General features: G+C 48.7%; 21 protein-coding genes and 2 tRNA genes. 14 read left to right on the top strand and 9 right to left on the bottom strand.

What is annotated here, in order from left to right; all coding sequences use genetic code 11:
- Window positions 1-5: 5 nt before the first annotated feature.
- From WHS43_05625 to WHS43_05610, 4 genes are read left to right on the top strand one after another with little or no spacing between them, the layout of a single operon-like run.
- Window positions 6-536: a Uma2 family endonuclease gene (locus WHS43_05625; GenBank protein MEJ5339115.1), complete on the top strand. Its 531-nt coding sequence runs from the start codon at window positions 6-8 to the stop codon at window positions 534-536.
- Window positions 533-1,063 (top strand): Uma2 family endonuclease, encoded by a 531-nt coding sequence (locus tag WHS43_05620; protein ID MEJ5339114.1) that lies wholly within the window; start codon window positions 533-535, stop codon window positions 1,061-1,063. Before WHS43_05625 ends, WHS43_05620 begins: the two co-directional genes overlap by 4 nt.
- Window positions 1,060-1,293: a molybdopterin converting factor subunit 1 gene (gene moaD, locus WHS43_05615; GenBank protein MEJ5339113.1), complete on the top strand. Its 234-nt coding sequence runs from the start codon at window positions 1,060-1,062 to the stop codon at window positions 1,291-1,293. Before WHS43_05620 ends, moaD begins: the two co-directional genes overlap by 4 nt.
- Complete coding sequence (locus WHS43_05610) at window positions 1,286-2,221, top strand: glycosyltransferase family 9 protein (GenBank protein ID MEJ5339112.1); 936 nt, start codon at window positions 1,286-1,288, stop codon at window positions 2,219-2,221. The genes moaD and WHS43_05610 overlap by 8 nt, the downstream gene beginning before the upstream one ends.
- Here WHS43_05610 and WHS43_05605 read toward each other — a convergent pair.
- Entirely contained in the window at window positions 2,210-2,584 is a 375-nt protein-coding gene (locus WHS43_05605; protein ID MEJ5339111.1) for a DsrE/DsrF/DrsH-like family protein, read from the bottom strand. The genes WHS43_05610 and WHS43_05605 overlap by 12 nt on opposite strands.
- A 127-nt stretch (window positions 2,585-2,711) precedes the next feature.
- On the opposite strand from WHS43_05605, the gene WHS43_05600 reads away from it, so the two are divergent.
- From WHS43_05600 to prfA, 9 genes are all read left to right on the top strand, one after another.
- Window positions 2,712-4,235, top strand: coding sequence for an NAD(P)H-hydrate dehydratase (locus WHS43_05600; GenBank protein ID MEJ5339110.1), 1,524 nt, complete (start codon window positions 2,712-2,714; stop codon window positions 4,233-4,235).
- Between the two features lie 315 nt (window positions 4,236-4,550).
- The gene (locus tag WHS43_05595; protein ID MEJ5339109.1) at window positions 4,551-5,102 is read left to right on the top strand and encodes a M23 family metallopeptidase; all 552 of its coding nucleotides are present in this window, start codon (window positions 4,551-4,553) and stop codon (window positions 5,100-5,102) included.
- An 8-nt stretch (window positions 5,103-5,110) separates the two neighbouring features.
- Entirely contained in the window at window positions 5,111-5,452 is a 342-nt protein-coding gene (gene yajC / locus WHS43_05590) for a preprotein translocase subunit YajC (protein MEJ5339108.1), read from the top strand.
- Window positions 5,453-5,462: 10 nt separating this feature from the next.
- Window positions 5,463-7,955: an AMP-binding protein gene (locus WHS43_05585; GenBank protein ID MEJ5339107.1), complete on the top strand. Its 2,493-nt coding sequence runs from the start codon at window positions 5,463-5,465 to the stop codon at window positions 7,953-7,955.
- Entirely contained in the window at window positions 7,956-8,264 is a 309-nt protein-coding gene (locus WHS43_05580; protein MEJ5339106.1) for a hypothetical protein, read from the top strand.
- Window positions 8,227-8,478 (top strand): alpha/beta hydrolase, encoded by a 252-nt coding sequence (locus tag WHS43_05575; GenBank protein ID MEJ5339105.1) that lies wholly within the window; start codon window positions 8,227-8,229, stop codon window positions 8,476-8,478. The genes WHS43_05580 and WHS43_05575 overlap by 38 nt, the downstream gene beginning before the upstream one ends.
- A 39-nt stretch (window positions 8,479-8,517) precedes the next feature.
- Window positions 8,518-11,124 carry an alanine--tRNA ligase gene (gene alaS, locus WHS43_05570; GenBank protein ID MEJ5339104.1) on the top strand — a complete coding sequence of 869 codons (2,607 nt, stop codon included), beginning with the start codon at window positions 8,518-8,520 and terminating at the stop codon, window positions 11,122-11,124.
- Window positions 11,121-11,306, top strand: coding sequence for a 50S ribosomal protein L31 (rpmE, locus tag WHS43_05565; GenBank protein MEJ5339103.1), 186 nt, complete (start codon window positions 11,121-11,123; stop codon window positions 11,304-11,306). The genes alaS and rpmE overlap by 4 nt, the downstream gene beginning before the upstream one ends.
- The gene (prfA, locus tag WHS43_05560; GenBank protein ID MEJ5339102.1) at window positions 11,306-12,379 is read left to right on the top strand and encodes a peptide chain release factor 1; all 1,074 of its coding nucleotides are present in this window, start codon (window positions 11,306-11,308) and stop codon (window positions 12,377-12,379) included. The genes rpmE and prfA overlap by 1 nt, the downstream gene beginning before the upstream one ends.
- Here the strand turns inward: prfA and truB are convergent.
- From truB to gap, 8 genes are all read right to left on the bottom strand, one after another.
- Window positions 12,363-13,226, bottom strand: coding sequence for a tRNA pseudouridine(55) synthase TruB (gene truB, locus WHS43_05555; protein MEJ5339101.1), 864 nt, complete (start codon window positions 13,224-13,226; stop codon window positions 12,363-12,365). The genes prfA and truB overlap by 17 nt on opposite strands.
- Window positions 13,226-14,158 carry an RNA polymerase sigma factor RpoD/SigA gene (locus WHS43_05550; GenBank protein ID MEJ5339100.1) on the bottom strand — a complete coding sequence of 311 codons (933 nt, stop codon included), beginning with the start codon at window positions 14,156-14,158 and terminating at the stop codon, window positions 13,226-13,228. Before WHS43_05550 ends, truB begins: the two co-directional genes overlap by 1 nt.
- Window positions 14,159-14,162: 4 nt before the next feature.
- Complete coding sequence (locus WHS43_05545; GenBank protein MEJ5339099.1) at window positions 14,163-15,572, bottom strand: Do family serine endopeptidase; 1,410 nt, start codon at window positions 15,570-15,572, stop codon at window positions 14,163-14,165.
- Window positions 15,569-16,225, bottom strand: a complete 657-nt coding sequence (locus tag WHS43_05540; GenBank protein MEJ5339098.1) for a methyltransferase domain-containing protein — start codon at window positions 16,223-16,225, stop codon at window positions 15,569-15,571. Before WHS43_05540 ends, WHS43_05545 begins: the two co-directional genes overlap by 4 nt.
- Window positions 16,185-16,751 (bottom strand): alpha/beta fold hydrolase, encoded by a 567-nt coding sequence (locus tag WHS43_05535; GenBank protein MEJ5339097.1) that lies wholly within the window; start codon window positions 16,749-16,751, stop codon window positions 16,185-16,187. Before WHS43_05535 ends, WHS43_05540 begins: the two co-directional genes overlap by 41 nt.
- A 48-nt stretch (window positions 16,752-16,799) precedes the next feature.
- A tRNA-Arg gene (locus WHS43_05530) sits at window positions 16,800-16,873 on the bottom strand.
- Window positions 16,874-16,946, bottom strand: a tRNA-Pro gene (locus WHS43_05525).
- Window positions 16,947-16,964: 18 nt separating this feature from the next.
- Entirely contained in the window at window positions 16,965-17,984 is a 1,020-nt protein-coding gene (gene gap / locus WHS43_05520) for a type I glyceraldehyde-3-phosphate dehydrogenase (GenBank protein MEJ5339096.1), read from the bottom strand.
- A gap of 106 nt (window positions 17,985-18,090) precedes the next feature.
- Here gap and WHS43_05515 point away from each other — a divergent pair, with 106 nt between their 5' ends.
- On the top strand, window positions 18,091-21,222 hold the full coding sequence (locus WHS43_05515) for an EAL domain-containing protein (GenBank protein MEJ5339095.1): 3,132 nt from the start codon (window positions 18,091-18,093) through the stop codon (window positions 21,220-21,222).
- The last annotated feature ends 5 nt before the right edge of the window (window positions 21,223-21,227 follow it).

Here is a 21,227-nt window from a genome sequence, read left to right as displayed (position 1 = left end):
TAATCATGCAGGTGAAGGAAAAATCTTACACTTACGAAGACCTTGTAAAGGGCAGACTTCCAGAGGGGCTCTATGAAATCGTCAAGGGCGAGGTGGTGGAAATGGCACCTACGGGCTTTGAACATGGAGACTATGAGGGCAGGTTTTACTGGCTTTTTAACCTCAAGCTAAAGACAAAGGGCTACTATGCAGTGGGTGATGTGGGGCTTGTGATAAGAAAGAACCCCCTCACCATAAGGGCGGTGGATGTGCTATACATAAGCAAAGAAAGGCTCAAGGAAAAACCCAAAGGTATGCTTGAAGTGCCTCCCGATTTAGTGATAGAGATCCTATCTCCCTCCAACACCTACACGGAGATGGAAGAAAAGGTGCAGGAGCTTCTGGACTTTGGAGTGGACAGGGTTTTGCTGGTAGACCCGAGGCTCAGAAAGGCTTTCCTTCACAAAAAGGGTATTGTGGAGGTTTATTCCTTTGAGGAAGAGTTTGAGCTCCTTCCAGAGCTGAAAATAAAACTCTCCGAGGTGCTGGAAGAATGAAGACGGCAGAGAGGCTCTACACCTATCAGGACCTGGTCCAGGGAAACCTCCCGGATGGTCTTTACGAAATCGTCAAGGGTGAGGTGGTGGAAATGGCACCTACAGGTGGATGGCATGGTGAGTATGAAGCGAGCATGGTATATTATCTCAAGCAAAAAGCTAAGAGAAAAGCTCATGTAGTCTGCGGTGAAGTGGGATTAGTCCTGAAAAGAGAGCCTCTTACTTTGCGAGGTGTGGACATAGCCTACATAAGCAGGGACAGGCTAAGAGAATTGCCAGAGGGTGTTCTTGAAACTCCACCTGAGCTCGTGATAGAGATCCTATCTCCCTCCAACACCTACACGGAGATGGAGGAAAAAGTGCAGGAGCTTCTGGACTTTGGAGTGGACAGAGTTTTGCTTGTGGACCCAAGGCTCAAAAAGGCTTTTCTTCACAAAAAGGGCATTGTGGAGGTCTACTCCTTTGATGAAGAGTTTGAGCTCCTTCCAGAGCTGAAAATAAAACTCTCCGAGGTGCTGGAAGAATGAAACTTCTTTACTTTGCTATAGTGAGGGAGAGGCTCAAAAGGTCTGAGGAGGATATTGACTTCACGGGAACGGTGGCGGAGCTCAGAAAAGTGCTGATTGAGAAATACCCGGAGCTTGAACCCATCCTCCAGAGGGTAAAGTTTGCGGTCAACGAGGAATATGTGGAGGATGAATACATGCTGAGGGGAGAAGAGAGGGTAGCCATAATACCTCCGGTCAGCGGTGGATAAAAAGGCTCTTGTTGTCAGGCTTTCTTCCTTGGGCGATGTGGTGCTTGCATCCTGCGTAATAGACCCGCTTCTGGAACTTGGCTATAAACCTTACCTGCTCACCTTTAGACCATACGGGGATATCTTTGCAGAAGACCCAAGGCTTGAAGTTATTCAGGTAAGTAGAGAAGCCCTTTTCAGCAAGGAGCTGCTCCACAAACTCAGAGGCTTTGACCTGTATGTGGACCTTCACAGAAACCTGAGGACTTTCCTTCTCAGGCTCAGGCTGGGCGGAAGATGGGAGGTTTACCGCAAGGAGTCCATAAGGAGAAGGCTGGCAGTCTACTCTGGATTTTTCAGGAAACCTTACAGCGTAGTAAAGGCTTACGCGGAGGCTATCGGGGCAAAGGATGCAAAACCCAGGATTGTCCTTTCTGAAGAGAGGCTCAGAAGCTGGGAGAGTAAACTGGGTAAGGACTATGTGTGCATAGGTCCGGGTGCAAGATACGAAAAGAAAAGGTATCCTTACTTCAGGGAGCTTGCCGGTCTTTTCCTGAAGGCAGGCTACAGGGTGGTGTTAGTGGGTGATGCAAGGGACAGAAGGCTGACAGAGGGCTGGGAGGGTATAAATCTGTGCGGTGAGCTTTCTCTGCTGGATGTTTCTGCGGTAATAAAGAAGGCATCGGTCTTTATAGGCAACGACTCAGGGCTTTTACACATAGCAAGGGCCGTGGGCACACCTGCGGTGCAGGTATACGGAGGGACACACCCTACCCTTGGCTTTGCGGTCAGTGAGGGAGAGGGGACATACCTTCTGAAGGGTCTATACTGCCAGCCCTGCGACCTTCACGGAAAGGGAGGATGCAGGCTCGGGGATTATCCCTACCCCTGCCTGCGTATAGACCCACATCTTGTTTTTGAAACTGCCCTCAGGCTATTACCAGGTTAGAACTCTGCCTGCCATTCCTAGGGTTGGGAGTGCCTGAGTGGGAGTCAGCACCGGGAAGTTGTAGGCAAGGTCCTCTTCCTTCATGCCGTTGAGGTCAAGGGATTGCTTGCAGGCAACCATCTGCACTCCGTTGTCAAGTGCCAGCTTGATAAAGTAAGAGAGTGGCTGTCCACCCTCCATTGGGTAGATACTGTCCGCCATGCCCTTCTTGAGAAGCTCTGTGGCAGGACCGGTAAAGTAGACCACCACATTCATGTCCTCGGCGGCGGCTGTGGAGGCAAGGAAAAAGGCAGAGGGAAGCCTTTTTGCATTCTCCTTACCCGTGAGCAGGATTATCACAAGGTCTGGTGCCTTCTGCTCCATGACTGAACCTCCTTTTAAGCTTATTCTTATAGCATTATAAACCTTCAGAAGAGCCAAGTTTATAAGTTTTTATTATGGGGGGTTAAGGATAACACGGGAGGGTGAGAATTTATTTAAAATTCTCATCATGAAACTACTAAAAGCCAGGGAGATGCAGGACATGGACACAAAAGCCATACAGGAGCTGGGGATTCCCTCCCTTCTTCTTATGGAAAAGGCAGGACTCTCGGTTGTGGAGGTCATAAGAAGGGAATTTCCGCAGGCGAGGAGAGTGCTGGTGGTGGCAGGAAAGGGAAACAACGGAGGCGACGGGCTTGTGGTGGCAAGACATCTGCACATGCTTGGCTACAGGGTTGGCTACTTTCTGGCACTGGGTGAAGAACTCAGAGGCGATGCACAGCTTCAGCTCAAGATACTCAGAAACCTCGGGCTTGAGCCTATGAAAGGGCTGGACTTTGAGGACTTTGACCTGCTGGTGGATGCCCTCTTTGGCACGGGCTTTGAGCCACCGGTAAAGGGTCAGGCGGTGGAGGTCATAAGGGCCATAGACCAGAGCGGGCTTCCTGTAATCTCGGTAGATATTCCTTCTGGTCTATCTGCGGACAGCGGAAGGGAGTTTGAGCCTTCAGTAAAGGCTCGGGTGACAGTTACCTTCCAGTTTCCCAAGCTATGCCATCTTCTGCACCCAGCCAGCAAAAGGTGTGGGAAACTCTACGTGGCAAACATAGGTATACCCCACCGGCTTGCAGAAGGAATAAACAGGGAGGTCCTCACAGAAGCGGAGCTTCCAGAGAGAGAGCCTGACGTGCACAAGGGCAGGATGGGTCATGTGCTTTTAATGGGTGGGAGCGTGGGAAAGACGGGTGCGGTCATCATGTCCGCAAAGTCCGCCACTTCGGCGGGTGCTGGGCTCGTAAGTGTGGGAGTGCCAGAGGGTCTGAACCATATCCTTGAGATAGCTCTCACAGAGGAGATGAGCCTCCCACTCAGGGGAGAACGAAGGCTCTCAAAGGAGTGCCTTCCTCAGGTGCTGGAATTGCAGGAAAAGTGCTCTGCCGTAGGCGTGGGGATGGGAATGGACCGATACGAAGAGGGGAGACACATAATAAAGGGACTCATTGAAGGTATAGAAAAGCCATTGCTCATAGATGCGGACGGGCTCAACAACCTTGCGGACCTTGGGGTAGAGGTTCTCAGAGAACGGAAGGGCATTACTGTGCTTACACCTCATGTGGGAGAGTTTGAGAGGCTCTCAGGTCTTGAAAAGAGCTACATTGTGGAAAACCTTGTGGATGTGGCTGTGGACTTTTCGGTGCGGTATGGCTGTTATGTGGTTCTCAAGTCCTCAAGGACTGCCATAGCAACGCCGGAAGGGAAAGTATACCTCTCTGTGAGGGGCACACCCGCCATGGCAAAGGGGGGAGTGGGAGACGTGCTTGCGGGCATACTGACCGCCCTTATAGGAAGGGGCATGCCTGTGGAGTGGGCTCTAAAGCTTGGAGTTTTCCTTCACGGGCTTGCGGGGGAGCTGGCAGAGAAGAGAAAGCACAGAGAAACTTTAAAAGCCCTTGATCTCGTGGAGAGCTTACCGTCCGCTTTCAGGCTCATAGAAAGCAGAGCCTACAGTCAGGCTTTTGAGTATCTGCTGTAGCGTCAGAAATTCACAGAGTCAGGAGTTTAAATCTTAAGAATGGCAGTGGAGAGCATCTTAAGGAATAGAGGAGAGCGGACATGAAAATGAACATTCCTGAAAAGACACAGCAAACAGACATGAGGAAAAAGATTAAGAGAAATAAGCAGACAAATTTTTGGCAACAGGCAACCGCCGGTTGTTATAGCGGGGCACCTTTGCGACTTTAACTATCCAGTGGTTTGTACTGAGGGAGGCGTTGCCTGCGTATAAACTTATGCACGCCTTCAAGGGAGAGAGAAGAGGGGAGCAGGGTAGGTCTTATAATCATACCTAATGAGACTTCTTGCCCTTCTTCTACTTTTTCTCAGCGGCTGTGGTATAGTCCACATAGAGGTCAGAGACCGCACGCCTCAGAAGACAGTCAGTAAAAGGATGGAGGGTAAAAGCTCATCGCAGAAGACCACAGAGCCCATTCAGAAAGCAGAAACACAGCCAAGAGGGGACATGCCACAGAAAAGGGAAGAGCCGCCAAAGCTTGCAGAAGTCCTGAGGGTTCAGGCACCGGTGAAGGGCAGAGCGATACGCACACAGAGGGGATACTTTATAGCCACATCCTGCGGTGAGTTCTTCAGGTCTGTGGGAGATGGCAGGGTGCTGTATGCAGGGGATGATATAAAAAACTACTCCTGGGTTGTTATGGTGGATGGTGGTGATGGGCTTGTTTACGTATACGGATATGCAGAGAGCCTGCTTGTGAAAAGGGGTGAGAATGTAAAAAGGGGTCAACCTCTTGGCAGGGTAGGAAAGGCTTCTGATGATTGTGGGCTTCTTTTTGAGGTGAGAGACGCAGAAGGGAAACCAATCAACTTTGAGCTTGTGCTATAATAAGAGCCATGATAGATATAGCCTTTGCCCAGCAACCGGGACATGGTGGAAGCCCTGTGGGAGCTCTTCTCTTTCAGCTACTCTTCTTTATTGCCCTTTTTGCTCTCTTTTACTTTCTCCTCATAAGGCCACAGAGCAAGGCAAGGAAGAGGCATCAGGAGTTTCTCGCAAACCTCAAGAAGGGAGACAGGGTTGTAACCACGGGAGGAGTGTGGGGCACTGTGGTGGAGATAGGGGATGATACGGTAACGCTTAAGGTGGATGCCAACACGAGGATAACCTTTACAAAAGAGGCCATATCCCACTATCAGCCAGGCTTCAAGAAAGAAGACAGGGAAAAGGAAGAATAAATTTTTCCCTATGAAGCTGTTGCCGGAGGAGGGGGTTGTTCTCCCTGAACTACATGACCACAGAAAAACTGCCCTTGTGAAGGGTGGGCAGAGTATAAGTTACAGAGAACTTATAGAAAACATATCCAGCTTTGCAACCCTTGTGGACATACTGCCCGGTGAGAGGGTGGTCATATGCTCTGAAAATAGGCCTGAGTGGGTCTATGCCCTCTATGGAACATGGCAGAGGGGTGGAATAGCAGTTCCCGTGGACTTCATGTCCAGCCCGGAGGAGATTCTCTACATATTGAGGGAAACAGAGCCAGCAGTTGTTTTCTGTTCAGAGCAAACAGAAAAGGCTGTCAAAGAAGCTCTTGAAAAGTCTGTAGCCGGTGCAACCCTTTACAACTTTGACAGTCTTATAATTCCCAGGCCCCATGACAGGTCTATGAGTAGGGAGCTCAGGGAAACCGCCCTCATACTTTACACCTCTGGCACAACAGGACAGCCCAAGGGCGTCATGCTTAGCTTTAAGAACCTGCTTTCCAACATAAGGGCAATTGAAAAAGTAGGCGTTGCAGGAAGGGAGGATAAAACTCTTGCCCTTCTTCCTTTTCATCACTCCTACCCCCTTATGGTCACCCTCCTTGTGCCTCTCTATCTGGGTGCCACGGTGGTCTTTCTGGAAAGGCTGAGTTCTGAAGAGCTCCTGAGGGTAATGAGAGAGCATCGTATAACCATTCTTGTTGGTGTGCCAAGACTCTACCAGCTTCTGCATCAGAGAATAATGGAAGGCGTGAGAGCAAATCCCTTAGCCAGGCTACTCTTCATGCTCTCGCCCTACATGAACAAGAAACTCAGAAGATTCATCTTTGGTAGAGTTCACAATGCCTTCGGCGGAAGAATAAGATATCTGGTAAGTGGAGGTGCAAAGCTTCAACTCGATGTTGCCCTTGACCTTGACAGGCTTGGCTTTACAATTCTTGAGGGTTATGGGCTTACAGAAACCTCACCCATAGTGTCTTTTAACCCACCAGACAGACCAAAGCTGGGTTCTGTGGGACTGCCCATAGAGGAGGTCTACGTGAAAATTGACGAAGAGGGTGAGGTGCTGGTGCGTGGTGTCAATGTGATGCAGGGCTACTACAAAAAGCCAGAGGAGACACAGAAGGCTTTTAAAGATGGCTGGCTTTTGACGGGAGACCTGGGATATCTTGACGAAGAGGGCTATCTTTACATAACGGGCAGGAAGAAGGAAATCCTTGTGCTCTCAGGTGGGAAGAAGGTAAACCCTGAAGAGCTTGAAAGCCTGATACTTACGGAAGGCAGGGGCGTAAAGGAGGTGGCAGTGCTTGAGGTGGATGGAGCTGTGAAAGCCCTCCTTCTGCCAGATTTTGAAAGCCTGAAGAAACAGGGCATCGTTAACATAGAGGAGTTTGTAAGATGGCAGGTAATAGACAGGGTAAATCAGAGGCTTCCAGAATGGAAAAGGATAACAGGCTTCAGGGTCATAAAGGAAGAACTCCCGAAGACAAGGTTAGGAAAAATAAGAAGGTTTCTGCTTCCCCAGATATACCAGTCTGCAGAGGTCTACGGAGAAAAGAGAGAAGAAGAGGCTATTATGAGCACTCAGGAGGGCCAGACCATAAGAGCCTTTCTCCAGAGGCTTACACAGAGGGAAGTGAAAGGCTACCATCACCTTGAACTTGACCTGGGCCTTGATTCCCTTGGAAAGTTGGAGTTTCTGAGCTTTCTTGAGACCGCCTTTGGAGTGGCTCTTACGGAGGAGGACCTTGCAAGCAATCCCACGGTGCAGGACATGGCAAGGCTCGTGCTGGAGAGAAAGGAGAAGTTTGAAAGCACACAGCTCCAGTGGAGGGAGATACTCCTGGGGGGAGTGCCTTACTCTCCAGAAGAGCATAATCTTGCCTTCGGCGCTGGAAGGCTAATCTTGAGGCTCTTTTTCAGCCTTTACAACCGTCTGCAGGTAGAAGGTCTGGAAAACCTTCCTGAGCCACCCTTTATACTCGCCCCCAACCATGCCAGCTATTTAGATGGCTTTGTATTAGCCAGCGCCTTGCCCTCCAGAATAGCACTGAAAACCTACTTTCTGGGTGCAGAGGAATACTTCAGAAATCCCCTCACATCCCTCTTTGGCAGACTTGCCCATGTGATAACGGTAAATCTGGACAGAAAGCTAAAAGAATCTCTCCAGAAAACCGCATGGGTTCTCAGACTGGGCAGAGTGGTTGTCATATTCCCTGAGGGCGCAAGAACAAGAGACGGAAATCTTCTCCCCTTCAGAAAGGGCTTTGCCATACTCAGCAAAGAGCTCGGTGTGCCCGTTTTGCCAGTGGCTCTGATAGGAACATACGAGTCCATGTCCATATACAACCGCTTCCCCAGACCCAGAAAGATAAGGGTGGTCTTTGGAAAGCCCGTAAGCCCTGAAGGTAAGAGCTATGAGGAGATAGTTACTGAGACGAGGAACACCATTGAATATAATCTAAGGAGAGGGTTGTAGATGCACCAAGAAGTGCAAATTCCCGTAGATGGGGAATTTATAAGGGGAGATTTGAGCGTACCACCGGGTTCTGCGGCAATAGTAATCTTCGTTCACGGCAGTGGAAGCAGCAGATTCAGCCCAAGAAACAGGTTTGTGGCAGGTTATCTCAACAGAAACGGCCTCGCTACCCTTCTCTTTGACCTTCTTACAGAAAGGGAAGAAAGAGTGGACCTCAGGACTGCCCAATACAGGTTTAACATATGCCAGAAGAAAAAAAGAGGTTTACGCCGTGGTTTCAAGAGGAGGCAGGCCAGACCTTGCTTTTGAATACCTTCCTCAAGTAAGCTCTCCCGTCTTGCTAATAGTTGGGGGCCTAGACTACCCTGTTATAGAGCTAAACAGGCGTGCCTACGAACTTCTTACATGTGAGAAGAGGCTTGAGATAGTTGAGGGGGCCAGTCATCTTTTTGAAGAGGAGGGGAAGCTTGAGGAGGTTGCGAGGCTTGCCACAGAATGGTTTCTCATGTGGCTGAGCAAATGAAGGCTTTTAAAATTTACTCCCTGCTATAATTTTATTCTCATGTCTGGTCATGAAATTCGGGAGCTTTTTCTGAGTTTTTTTGAGAAAAGGGGTCATACAAGGGTAAAGTCTGCAAGTCTTGTGCCTGAAAAGGACCCGACCCTGCTCTTTGTGAATGCAGGTATGGTACCCTTCAAGGATGTGTTTCTTGGCGTTGAAAAAAGACCATACACGAGGGCGGTTTCCTGTCAGAAGTGTCTTAGAGTCTCTGGTAAGCACAACGACCTTGAGAGTGTTGGCTTTACCTCGAGGCATCACACCTTTTTTGAGATGCTTGGAAACTTCTCCTTTGGGGACTACTTCAAAAAAGAAGCCATAGAGTATGCCTGGGAGTTTGTCACCCAGCATCTTGGAATACCACAGGAGAAGATATATGTGAGCGTATTCAGGGAGGATGAAGAGGCCTTCGGCATATGGAGAGACCATATAGGGCTGTCTGAAGAACGCATATGGAGGATGGGCGAAGAAGACAACTTCTGGCAGATGGGGGACACAGGCCCCTGCGGCCCATCTTCTGAAATATACGTGGACAGAGGTCCTGATTATGAACCTGAAAGGTATCTTGAGATATGGAACCTGGTCTTTATGCAGTATTACAGAGACGAAAGAGGTAAACTCACACCACTACCAAAACCCAACATAGATACGGGTATGGGTCTTGAGAGGGTGGCTAGCATCCTTCAGGGCACAAGGACAAACTTTGAAATAGACCTTATCCGGCCTCTCATAGGCTTTGGGGAGGAGCTGTCTGGAAGGTCTTACGGCGGAGATTTTGAAACAGATGGTGCTCTCAGAGTAATAGCAGACCACCTGAGGGCTCTTACCTTTGCCATCGGGGACGGCGTTCTTCCCTCCAGTGCAGGAAGAGGCTATGTGATAAGGAGAATACTCAGGCGTGCCATGAGATACGGCTACAAGCTTGGCATCCTTGAGCCTTTTCTTTACAGGGGGGTTGACCTGGTGGTGGACATCATGAAAGAGCCCTATCCTGAGCTCCTTCAGGTAAAGTCCTTTGTAAAGTCCGTCATAAGGGCCGAGGAGGAGAGGTTTGTAAACACTCTTAGGAAGGGCATGCCCTATGCGGAGGAAATCCTCCAGAAGGCAGAGGAAGGTGTGGTGCCCGGAAACCTTCTCTTCAACCTCTATGATACTTATGGCTTCCCCATTGACCTTTTTGAAGATATGGCAAGGGAAAAGGGTCTTAGGCTTGATATGGAAAGCTTCCAGAGGGAAATGGAGGAGCAGAGAGAGAGGGCAAGGAAACACTTCAGGATAGAGGTAAAGGGGGCAGAACCTGTTTATCAACATCTGAAGGAACTGGGGAAAATCTCACGCTTTCTGGGATATGAAGAAAGGAGCCTTCAAACGGAAGTTTTAGCCATCGTAAAGGGGGGTGAGCTTGTCTCTGAGCTTAGAGAGGGTGAAAAGGGTGAGGTGTTTCTCAAGGAAACACCCTTCTATGCAGAAAGAGGCGGTCAGATAGGTGACAGGGGCGTGATAGAGTCTACAGAGGGTATGTTTTTCGTGGAGGATACACAGTCTCCTGTGGATGGAGTGATAGCCCACAGAGGCTATGTGTCAAAGGGTTCCATAAGGGTAGGGGACAGGGTCTTTGCCCACATAGAAGAGGAAAGAAGGGAGGATATAAAGAGGAACCACACTGCCACGCACCTTCTCCATGCAGCTCTGAGAGAGGTTCTGGGTGAGCATGTGCGTCAGGCGGGGTCCCTTGTGGCAGACCAGTATCTGCGTTTTGACTTTACACACTTTCAGGCTCTCACGGAAGAAGAGCTCAAAAAGGTGGAAGAGCTTGTAAACCTGCAGGTTATGAAAAACCAGCCCGTGCTGGTGGAGGAGATGGACTATCAGTCTGCCATAAGAAGCGGAGCCATCGCCATCTTTGAGGAGAAGTATGGTGAGAGGGTAAGAGTCCTTAGCGTTGGAGACTTTTCCAGAGAATTGTGCGGTGGAACGCATGTGAGCAGAACAGGGGACATAGGCTACTTCAGGATAGTATCTGAGTCTTCTGTGGGTGCAGGAATCAGGCGTATAGTGGCAAAGACAGGCAGATGGGCTGTTGAGCATGCCTTTGAAGAGAGGAGAAGGCTTATGGAGCTTTCACGCCTGCTCGGTGTCTCTGCAGAGGATACCACTGTGGCTGTCCAGAGGCTTATGGAGGAGATAAGGGAGAAGGAAAGGGAGATAAACAGGTTAAGGGAAAAGCTTCTTGCCGGTGATGGTCTTTCTGGGGTCAGGAGGGAGAACCTTGGTGAGGTGGAGCTTCATGTGGGCGTGCTTGAGGACATAGAGCCAAAGGAGATGCTTGCCCTTGCAGACAGGATAAGGAACAGCACACATAATGCGGTGGTTTTCCTGCTGAGTAAGAGGGGGGAGAAGGTCTCCTGTCTGATAGCACTTTCAAGAGAGCTGACGGACAGACTTTCAGCAAAAGAACTTATTAAAGTGGTCTCTGAGCATCTGGGCGGTGGGGGAGGAGGAAGAGATGACCTTGTTCAGGGTGGGGTAAACAGTCTTGACGGGTTGCAATCTGCTGTAGAAAGTCTAAAATCTGTTATAATAGAGCGTTTTATGGAGGTAAGAGGATGAAGAAGGGTATACATCCAGAGCTCAAACCCACGCATTTTGTCTGTGGCTGTGGAAACAGCTTTACCCTGCTCTCCACAAAGGGGGGAACGGTTTACCTTGAGACCTGCAATGCATGTCACCCCTTCTACACGGGCAAACTGAGGGTAAAACCAGCCTTCCTGGAGCTGACCGGTAAGGGATAATGCTCAGCCCTGAGCTTGAAGAGAGGCTAAAAGCTATAGAACAGAGGTATTTAGAGCTGCAGTATCAGCTCAGCAGTCCAGAGGTGGTCTCAGACAGAGAAAAGCTCACAAGGCTTGGAAAAGAGCTCAAGGACCTTGAAGAGGTCTACACTGCATACAGGAATTACAAAAAGCTACTCTCAGACCTTGAGCAGGCGAGGGAGCTATTGAAGAGCGAGGATCTGAGGGAGCTTGCAAGGGAAGAGGTTGAGAGGCTCACAGAGGAGCTGGAAAAGGTGGAAAAGAACATAAGGATACTTCTCCTTCCAAAGGACCCGAGAGATAGCAGGAACGTGATATTAGAGATAAGGGCTGGAGTTGGTGGTGAGGAGGCAGCCCTCTTTGTGGCAGACCTTCTGAACATGTATCAGAAGTATGCGGAGGAAAAGGGCTGGAAGTTCAGCATACTCTCCACCAACAGGACAGGTCTTGGTGGCTACAAGGAGGTGGTTGCCCTGATAGAGGGTGAAGGTGCCTACTCAAGGCTCAAGTTTGAAAGCGGGGTTCACAGGGTTCAGAGGGTGCCCGTCACAGAAGCGGGTGGAAGAATACACACATCCACTGCCACCGTGGCAGTCCTCCCGGAAACAGATGAAACGGAAGTTCAGATAGACCCGAAAGACTTGAGGATTGAAACCTTCAGGGCAAGTGGTGCTGGCGGTCAGTATGTGAACACCACCGAGAGTGCAGTAAGGGTTACTCACCTTCCTACCGGTATCACCGTCTCCTGCCAGGATGAGAGGTCCCAGTTTCAGAACAGGCAGAAGGCACTTAAAATCTTGTATGCAAGGCTCAGGGACTTTTACGAAAGGCAGAAGGAGGAAGAACTTGCAAAGGAAAGAAGACAGCAGGTAGGCATGGGGGAAAGGAGCGAAAAGATCAGGACTTACAACTTTCCACAGAACAGGGTTACGGACCACAGGATAAACCTTACCCTCTACAGGCTGGGGGATGTGCTCCAGGGAAAGCTTGATGAACTTATAGAGGCTCTTATGGAGCATGACATAGAGGAGAAACTCAGGGCGATTGCATGAGTCTGTAAGGCCTTAAGGTGTTTTTCTCAATCAGACCCACACCAAGAAAGCTGCTGTCCTCGTAAAGTCTGACAAAGGTTCTTTCAAGGCTTTCCCTGAGCCTTACGGCAGAACCGTGCCTTATCCTTCTTGCCAGCTCACCACTAAGGTTAACCCTGGGCATAAAAGCGAGGGCTTCCCCCACTGGGATTAACAGCCCGGCTATATCCTCTAGAAGGAGAAGCCTCTGATAGACTACTGCCATATCCACGCTGAAGCTTCCAGCTTTTAATCTTCTGAGCTCAAGCACATGAGCTCCGCAGGAAAGCTCCCTTCCTATGTCATGAACGAGGCTTCTTATGTATGTGCCGGAGGATACTTCAAAGAGGAACTCAACTAAGGGTAACTGGCATCTGAGAAGCTCAGCCTTGTATACGAGAACCTCCACAGGTTTCATCTCCACACTCACTCCCTTCCTTGCAAGCTCATAGGCTCGCTTCCCTCCAAGACGCTTTGCCGAGTAAGGTGGAGGCTTCTGGAGCAGGCTTCCAGTGAATTTTTCCAGAATTTTCTCAATATCATTACAGGATACTTCTACAGGTCTTGTCTCAATGACCTCACCCTCAGCATCGTAGGTGTTGGTAACCTCCCCGAGCTTTGCGGTGGTTATGTAGGTTTTGTCAAGTCCGATAAAAAACTGAGAGAACTTGGTAGCTTCCCCCACAAGCACCAGGAGAAGTCCTGTGGCTATCGGGTCAAGGGTGCCTGCATGTCCGGCCTTGACTTTAAAGCGCTTCTTAATTGATTCAACCACATCCATAGAGGTAATTCCTCTTGGCTTGTCTACAAGAAGAAGACCTGAGAGCATCAGCTGAGAAAATCCTTGAGATGTCTCTTCATTGCCATGTTTCTCAGCTTTCTGAGTGCCCTTGTTTCAAGCTGACGCACCCTCTCCCTTGAAATCTGCAGTATATCCCCAATCTCCCTCAGAGTCCTTGGCTCCTCACCCCTAAGACCAAAGCGTAGCTCTATGACTCTCCTTTCCTTTTCAGGGAGCCTGTCCAGAAGGTCATCTATTTCCTTCTCCAGCACCTCACTTATTATCCTCTCCTCCACATCTGCAGTGCCATGCTGGCTCAGAAAGTCTACAAAGAAGGTGTCCTCGTTCTCCCCCACTGGCGCATCCAAGGACAGGGGGACCCTGCATAGCTGAAGACATTTGTCCACATCTTCTGGGCTTATCCTGTAACCTTCTTTCTTAATTCTTTTTTCTATCTCATCCTCAGTAGGTTCACGACCAAGCTCCTTCTCAAGCTCCTTCTGAAGCACTTCCTTTGTGTATTCGTGGGCGATTTCTTCAGATGTGGGCTCTCTCTCAAGCTCTCTGTATAGCCTGCTGTATATACTGCTTATGCGATTTATCAAATGGGACTGCTTTATGGGTATTCTCACTGCACCGGTCTGCTGAGAGAGCGCCTGCATTATTGCCTGCCTTATCCACCATACGGCGTAGGATATGAACTTTACACCCCTGTCGGGGTCAAACCTCTTTGCAGCTTCAAGCAGACCATGGTTGCCCGCAGCTATGAGCTCAGAGAGTGGTAGTCCATAACCCAGATACTGCTTTGCTATGCTTATAACAAATCTGAGGTTGGATTCCACGAGCCTTCTGAAAGCCTGCTGGTCTCCCTCCTTTGCCCTCTTTGCCACCTCCTTTTCCTCCTCAGGCGTGAGAAGAGGTATTTTGGAGACCTTTTTGAGATACTGGTTTATTATCTCCTGCTCAGTATCGGGTATCATGTCCCTACCTCAGCCTCAGCACAAGAAAGAGGTTGTTGCCCCTTCTCCTTACGAGCAGAAGAGCATTTTCTCTTCCTGCCTGTCTGAGGGCCTCTATGCTCTGCTGGAATTCTCTTACGCTTGAAACTGGTCTGTTTCCTACCTGAAGGATGATATCACCCGGAACTATGCCGCTCTGCATGGCAAGGCTGTTCTGTGTAACTCTTACCACCAGAACACCTTTAACTCCAAGCCTTCTTTCCTCTTCAGGGGTAAGGTCTCTGAGAACAAGCCCCAGCTCCGCCTGACCGAGCTCCTCCTCTGCCACCCGTCTTTCTTCAGGCATCTCCTCCACCCGTATCTTCAGGCTTACTTCTTTCCCCTCCCTTATCACCTTCAAATTTATCTCCTTGCCGGGCTCTGTTCTCATTATCTTGAACTGAAGCTCCCTTACTTCGCTCACCTTCTGACCGTCTACTTCAACCACCACATCACCCACTCTCAAACCACCTTTTTCTGCTGGACTCCCGGGCATTATCTGGGCAATTATTACACCTTCCCTGACTCCAAGGCTTTCAGCCATCTCAGGGGTTATATCCTGAATGACCACGCCAAGCCAGCCTCTTATAACCTTTCCCTTTGCGATGAGCTGGTCAGACACCCATTTTGCCAGGTTTATGGGAATGGCAAAGCCAAGCCCCTGACCCTCTGCCAGTATGGCGGTGTTTATGCCTATAACCTCACCCCTTATGTTTACGAGCGGTCCACCAGAGTTTCCCGGATTTATGGCGGCATCCGTCTGTATGAAGCTCTCATACTGGGTTATACCTATCGCCCTTCTAAGGGCGGATATGACGCCCACCGTCACAGTCCTTTCAAGCCCGTAGGGGTTTCCTATGGCTATCACCAGCTGTCCAACCTTCAGCTTATCTGAATCACCGAGCTTTGCCACCCTGCCCTCAGGATTGGGTATATCCTTGTCGTCCACCTCTATCACAGCCACGTCCGTCTTTGGGTCTATGCCCACAATCTTTGCTCTTTTTTCTGTGTGCCTGTCAAACCTCACCCTTATGGCCCTTGCATTCTGCACTACGTGGCTGTTGGTGAGTATGTAGAACTTTCCCTTTCTGTAGTCTATTATCACGCCAGAGCCAAGAGACCTTCTTTCCTGAGGGGGAACCTGAAAGGGGAAGGGAAAGGGAGTTTCAATGCCTGTGACTTCCTGAGTAGCAAATATGGTCACAACTGAGGGGGAAACAGCCTCTACTATACCTGTCAGCTCCTGTTCAAACTGTGAAAGTGTGCCAGATGAGGGGATTACTCTCTCCTCTTTTGGGGTCGGGTTGGCACTCTGAACCTGCTGTGCCTTACAGCCAATAAGAAGGGAAAGGCACAGAAAAAAGGTCAGAAACATAACCATCTTTCTCCTCCTCATTCTCTGACCTCACAGGAAAAGAATAGAACTTTAAAGGCTGGTCTGTCAATCTCATAAATCATACTTTCAATCCTCTTCCTTGAGATTATACCACCTTTAAAAAGGGGATTGAAAGAGGAGCCCGTGTAGTGGAAGAACTTCACCAGGTCCCATCCGCTGAAGGGTATTTTCACCTCCTCAAGGAAAAAGCTCCTTATGTTAGCCCTGCCTTCAAGCAGGCTGAGAATGCTCTTTACTTCTGGGAAGGGGAAAAGGAGCTCAGGAAGGCTTCCTTCAACGGGAAGGGCGCAGAGAAACAGCCTCCTGCAAACCCTCAGGGCTTCAGGTATACTCCTTTTAAGGTCAGTCCAGTGAAGGGCAAAGTTGCTTATAACAAAGTCAAAACTCCTGTCCTTGAAAGGCAGGGCATGGGCATCGCCAATGACCACTCTGCCAAACCTTTCTCTGTATACCTTGGCCATACCAATGGCTATGTCTACGCCTACAACATCCTCAAGACCTTCGCTGAGAAGCCCTGTTCCGCAGCCGAGGTCAAGAACAGGTCCTCTTAAGTTTTCAAGTCTTTTGAGCCTCTGTGCAGAGTATCTCTGAGGAATCGCCCATTCCTCATAGCTACTGCAAGCCCTTGAGAACCTCAAAGATAAGATTTTCATACTCCGGGAAATGACCTCCTGGGAAGGTTATTAATTTAGACCTTTTCAGCATGTTGTAAAGGGTAAGTGCAGAGGAGAGGGGAACTATGGTGTCTTTCTCGCCGTGAAGGATTAAAACCCTCTGTCTTATGTATGGAAGGATATGTCTCAGGTCAGTATACATGTATTCCCTGAGAATTCTCTTTGCTCCTTCAATATCCACAGTGTCTTCAAAGCCTTTTGGGTAGGCAAGAGACCTGAACTCTCTTAAAAACCCTTCCCTCTCCCTCTCAAGTCTCAGCAGAAAGGCCCTCAAGTTTTTCTCTGACCATGCACAACCAAAGCATGGGGATGCACCTATCAGCAGAAGTCCCCTGAACTTTTCGGGAAAAAGGTAAGCCATCATGAGCGCAAGGCTTGCACCCATAGACCATCCAATCAGAACAGAACCACTTTCTGCCTTCAGAGCCAGAGACCTTGCCAGGGACCAGAGGTCTGAGTAAGAAAGCTGGCTTTTTCCATGATAGGGCAGGTCTACAGAGGGAATTCCACTGAGAACCTTTGAACTGAAACCCCATCCGTGAAGAAAAAAAAGCGGGCCCGGAGGGACTCGAACCCCCGACCTAGGGATTAGAAATCCCTTGCTCTGTCCAGCTGAGCTACGGGCCCTCGGGGTGGCAGGACTTGAACCTGCGGCCTTTGGCTCCCAAAGCCAACGCTCTGCCACCTGAGCTACACCCCGTAAATATAAAATTATAGCTCAGGTTTTAAGGCTTGGCTCCCTCTCAGCCACAAAAATGGTCAGGTCTCTGAGCCTGCAAGAATAGCCCCATTCGTTATCATACCACGCACCCACGTGCACCATGTCTTCTATAACCTGAGTTAGCCCTGCATCAAATATGGCAGAGTGTGGATTACCCACTATGTCCTGAGATACCACTGGGTCTTCTGTGTATTGCAGTATGCCCTTGAGGTGGTTTTCGGAGGCTTCTCTGAAAGCTCTGTTTACTTCCTCTACAGAAGCTGGAGCTTTCTCCACTATGACCGTAAGGTCTATTAGAGAACCATCCGCTACGGGAACTCTCCTTGCAGTGCCATCAAGCCTTCCTTTAAGCTCCGGTATGACCTCACCTATCGCCTTCGCAGCCCCTGTGGTGGTGGGTATGATGTTCACTGCTGCAGCCCTTGCGCGCCTCAGGTCTTTGTGGGGAAGGTCCAGAACCCTCTGGTCGTTGGTGTAGGCGTGGACTGTGACCATGTAGCCTTTCTTTACTCCAAACTTTTCATGTAAAACCTTCAGTGTCGGGGCAAGGCAGTTGGTGGTGCATGAGGCGTTGGAGATAATCCTGTGCCTTTCAGGGTCATACATGTGCTCGTTTACACCCAGCACAAGGGTTATGTCCGGGTTTTTGGCAGGTGCAGAGATTATGACCCTCTTTACCGTATCTCTGAGATGAAGTTCTGCCTTGTCTCTGCTTGTGAAGGCTCCTGTGGACTCAATGACCACATCCACCCCAAGGTCTCCCCATGGAATTTCAGCAGGGTCCTTTACTGAAAAGACCCTTATTCCCCTTCCATCCACTATAAGGCTTGAATCCTTTGCCTCCACATGGGCCTTAAACCTTCCATGAACAGAGTCGTATTTCAGAAGATGTGCCAGGGTCCTTGTATCGGTCAGGTCGTTTACCGCTACTATCTCAACCTCTTCATGTCCCTGACACGCCCTGAAAAAGGACCTTCCTATCCTGCCGAATCCGTTTATACCTACTCTTATACCCATAGTATTTTATTATTATAAGACCTAAATGACTGTGATGGTATATGACAGAGGCAGGAAGGTTTAAAATTTATACCAATGCCCGCAAGAAGGAAGGGGAAGAGGTATCGTGATTAGTTTTTCCGTTTGTCCTCACGACACGCAGAAGGGGCTGAAAAGATGGTCCGAGTTTACTAAAAAACTTGAGCATTTGCTCGGAGAGGGGGTAAACTTTGAAGTTCTGGGCGGGCATGAGGAAGAGTACATAAGGATAGAGAGGGGAGATTTTTTTGATGTTTACTATGCAGGACCCCTGGTCTCTCCAAGGCTTTACCAGATGGGTTACCTTCCTGTGGCAAAGTTCAGGGGTCAGAGGGACAGACTCTTTCTCGTAGTAAAAGACAGACTTCCAGAAGAGGGACCCATACTGGTTGCTATACCCTTCCTGAAGCCTGCAGGATATCCCATCATGGGTCTTGATGTAGAGCGGGTTAAACTTGTTTTCACGAAGAACTTTCCTGAGGTCTTTCAACTTCTGAAAGAAGGTCATGTTCATGCTGGTGTGATGTATAACGAAACATGGAATGAGATAGATGAAGAGGAAAAACAGGGTTTCTATATTATAGAGGACCATATCTTTGATACATCCCACATATTCATGGTAAGGTCTGGACTGTATGAGAGGCTCAGGTCTGCACTTCTCTCCTTTAAGGAGCTTGAGCCCTCTAACGAGGAAGACATAAGGAAAACCATAAAACTATACATGGATTTTGACAGGTTTTTAAAGCTCTGGTCAGGGGTAAGCCTCGCTCAGGCTCTTGAAAAGGCTACACATATAGGGTTTTTTGTTTATGGCGAGCAGGTGCTCTTCGCAAACAAGACCTTTCTAAAAATGGTTGATTATACTTCTGAAGAGTTGAAAGGCATGGATGTTTACCAGGCGGTGGATATGCTAATACATCCAGACTACAGGGGGTTTGTGAAGAAAGTGGTAAAGAGAAGGCTTTCAGGAGAAGAGCTAAATATAGATTATGGAGAGCTACCCCTTTTAAGAAGGGATGGAACTCTGGTATGGACCATAGTCAGCTCCTCAACCATACTCTATGAAGGTAGCTATGCGGGTGTAGTTTTTTTCGTGGACATAACAAAAAGGAAGAGACTTGAAAGATTGTATGGTCTTTTGAAGGAGGTCAATCAGATAATCACGCAGGTGCTTCTCGAGGAAGAGCTCCTTGAGAGAGTATGCCATAGTCTTGTGGGCAAGATGGGTATAAGATTTGTGTGGATAGGGGCGTCTGATAAAAAGGAGCATTTTAAACCCGTTACTTATTGTGGGGATGGTGAAAAATACCTTGAGAGTGTAGCCTCTTTTATTGAGGAGGAGCCAACTTACAGAGCTTACGTGGCGAACAGAATAATCGTAAACCCTGATACTACAGAGCTGGATGTGGCTGAGGCCCTGAAGAGGGAGATGCTCAGCAGGAGCTATCTTTCCTCCTGCGCCGTTCCACTTTCAAAGGAGGGTGAAACAGTCTACGTTCTTGGTATGTATGCAGAAGAGCCCTATTACTTTCAGGAGGAAACGAAGGATGTGCTTTATGAACTGAGGCATGACCTTGAGTTTGCCTTGAATAGACTGGAGGACCTGCAGAGAAATAAGCTCATCGCGTCCGCTCTTGAAAACTCCACATCATGGGTTGTCATAACAGAAAGAGATGGAACTATAACCTATGTGAATGATGCAGTCTGCCAGATTTCTGGCTATTCAAGACAGGACCTTATCGGGCAGAATCCAAGAATATTTAAATCCGGACACCACACGCAGGATTTTTACAGAAGTCTCTGGGAAACCATACTTTCTGGACAAGAATTTCATGCCACCTTTGCCAACAGAAGGAAGGATGGTGAGCTATTCTACCTTGAACAGACCATATACCCCATAGAACTGCCAAACCGCACTGTAAAGTTTATGAGCGTGGGCAGGGACATAACCAGAGAGGTTCATCTTTCTTCAGAAGTTGAAAAGCTGACCTTCTACGACCCCGCCACTGGAATTCTGAACCTTGACGGCATAAGGTTTAAAGCTGGGGAGCTTATAAATAAGAAGAAGATGTGTGCCCTCTTCCTTGTAGACCTTTACGGCATGTCTCTTATCAACAAAAACTATGGTATTCAGGTTGGTGACATGGTGCTCTCACTGATAGCTAAAAGGCTGCAGGATGAACTTGGAGAGAGTGGTGTGGTGGGGAGGGTAGCCAGCGATGAATTTGCCCTTTTTATGCCCATAGTCAAAGAGGAGGAATCCATCATACTTGCAGACAGGATAGAGGAAGTGATTGGCGAACCCATATACTTTGAAGGGGAAAGGTTGAAGTTATCTGTGAATATGGGTATAGCCCTCTACCCTATGGACGGCAGTAGCTTCAACCAGCTTCACGAAAAGGCAAGCATAGCCCTGTCTTCCGCAAAAAAAGCAGGTGAGGGCGAGAGAAGGTTCTTTGAATCAGCATTTGAGGAAAGGGTCAAGGAGGCGGCTCTGGCTATAGGCCTTGTGAGTAGAGCTGTGGAGGAAGACCTCTTCATCTTCTACTATCAGCCATACTTCAGAGGAGAGGATATTGGTCTGGCAGGATTTGAGGCGCTCGTGAGAATAAGAGACAAGGATGGGAAAATTTATGGACCAGCGCATTTTGTTGAATATCTGGAAAGCAGCAAATACCTTAGGAGTTTTGAAGGTTTTGCCCTTAGGGAGGCTCTGAGATTCTTTGAAAAGTTCAAGCTGCCGGTATCCATAAACATATCTGCCAGGAGCTTTAAGGATAGAGGCTTTATAGAAGTTATAGCAGAACAGTTAAAGGGATCCAGCGTAATAGTTGAGATAACCGAAAGAGTCTTTATAGATGAAAGGGAAAAGGCCATTGAACACATAACTATACTTAAAGAGTCGGGTGTAAAGATAGCCCTTGATGACTTTGGAACAGGCTATTCTTCACTTGGATATATTTCAAACCTGCCGGTGGATGAAATAAAAATTGACATATCCTTTGTAAGGGAGATAGTAAAAGACCCCAGAAAGAGGGCGGTTGTAGGTAATCTAATAAAGCTTGCCAGCGACCTTGGCATTGAGACCCTTGCAGAGGGTGTGGAAACCCAGGAACAGCTGAAGATTCTTCGGGATATGGGATGCACCTATGTGCAGGGCTATCTGCTTGGCAAGCCCATGCCCGAGGAAGAGGCTTTGAAATTGATTTCTATGGTATGATTTTT

It is taken from the genome of Aquificaceae bacterium (assembly GCA_037481935.1).
Taxonomy (GTDB): domain Bacteria; phylum Aquificota; class Aquificia; order Aquificales; family Aquificaceae; genus Pampinifervens.
Note: the sequence above shows the minus strand (reverse complement) of the source record. Positions and strands in the feature narration are given on the sequence as shown.

Bases quoted from the DNA above. Each gene is read 5' to 3' on its own strand.
- WHS43_05625 (MEJ5339115.1), top strand. From the start codon at position 6: ATGCAGGTGAAGGAAAAATCTTACACTTACGAAGACCTTGTAAAGGGC.
- WHS43_05620 (MEJ5339114.1), top strand. From the start codon at position 533: ATGAAGACGGCAGAGAGGCTCTACACCTATCAGGACCTGGTCCAGGGA.
- moaD (MEJ5339113.1), top strand. From the start codon at position 1,060: ATGAAACTTCTTTACTTTGCTATAGTGAGGGAGAGGCTCAAAAGGTCT.
- WHS43_05605 (MEJ5339111.1), bottom strand. From the start codon at position 2,584: ATGGAGCAGAAGGCACCAGACCTTGTGATAATCCTGCTCACGGGTAAG.
- WHS43_05600 (MEJ5339110.1), top strand. From the start codon at position 2,712: ATGAAACTACTAAAAGCCAGGGAGATGCAGGACATGGACACAAAAGCC.
- WHS43_05595 (MEJ5339109.1), top strand. From the start codon at position 4,551: ATGAGACTTCTTGCCCTTCTTCTACTTTTTCTCAGCGGCTGTGGTATA.
- yajC (MEJ5339108.1), top strand. From the start codon at position 5,111: ATGATAGATATAGCCTTTGCCCAGCAACCGGGACATGGTGGAAGCCCT.
- WHS43_05585 (MEJ5339107.1), top strand. From the start codon at position 5,463: ATGAAGCTGTTGCCGGAGGAGGGGGTTGTTCTCCCTGAACTACATGAC.
- WHS43_05580 (MEJ5339106.1), top strand. From the start codon at position 7,956: ATGCACCAAGAAGTGCAAATTCCCGTAGATGGGGAATTTATAAGGGGA.
- alaS (MEJ5339104.1), top strand. From the start codon at position 8,518: ATGTCTGGTCATGAAATTCGGGAGCTTTTTCTGAGTTTTTTTGAGAAA.
- rpmE (MEJ5339103.1), top strand. From the start codon at position 11,121: ATGAAGAAGGGTATACATCCAGAGCTCAAACCCACGCATTTTGTCTGT.
- prfA (MEJ5339102.1), top strand. From the start codon at position 11,306: ATGCTCAGCCCTGAGCTTGAAGAGAGGCTAAAAGCTATAGAACAGAGG.
- truB (MEJ5339101.1), bottom strand. From the start codon at position 13,226: ATGCTCTCAGGTCTTCTTCTTGTAGACAAGCCAAGAGGAATTACCTCT.
- WHS43_05550 (MEJ5339100.1), bottom strand. From the start codon at position 14,158: ATGATACCCGATACTGAGCAGGAGATAATAAACCAGTATCTCAAAAAG.
- WHS43_05545 (MEJ5339099.1), bottom strand. From the start codon at position 15,572: ATGAGGAGGAGAAAGATGGTTATGTTTCTGACCTTTTTTCTGTGCCTT.
- WHS43_05540 (MEJ5339098.1), bottom strand. From the start codon at position 16,225: ATGAAAATCTTATCTTTGAGGTTCTCAAGGGCTTGCAGTAGCTATGAG.
- gap (MEJ5339096.1), bottom strand. From the start codon at position 17,984: ATGGGTATAAGAGTAGGTATAAACGGATTCGGCAGGATAGGAAGGTCC.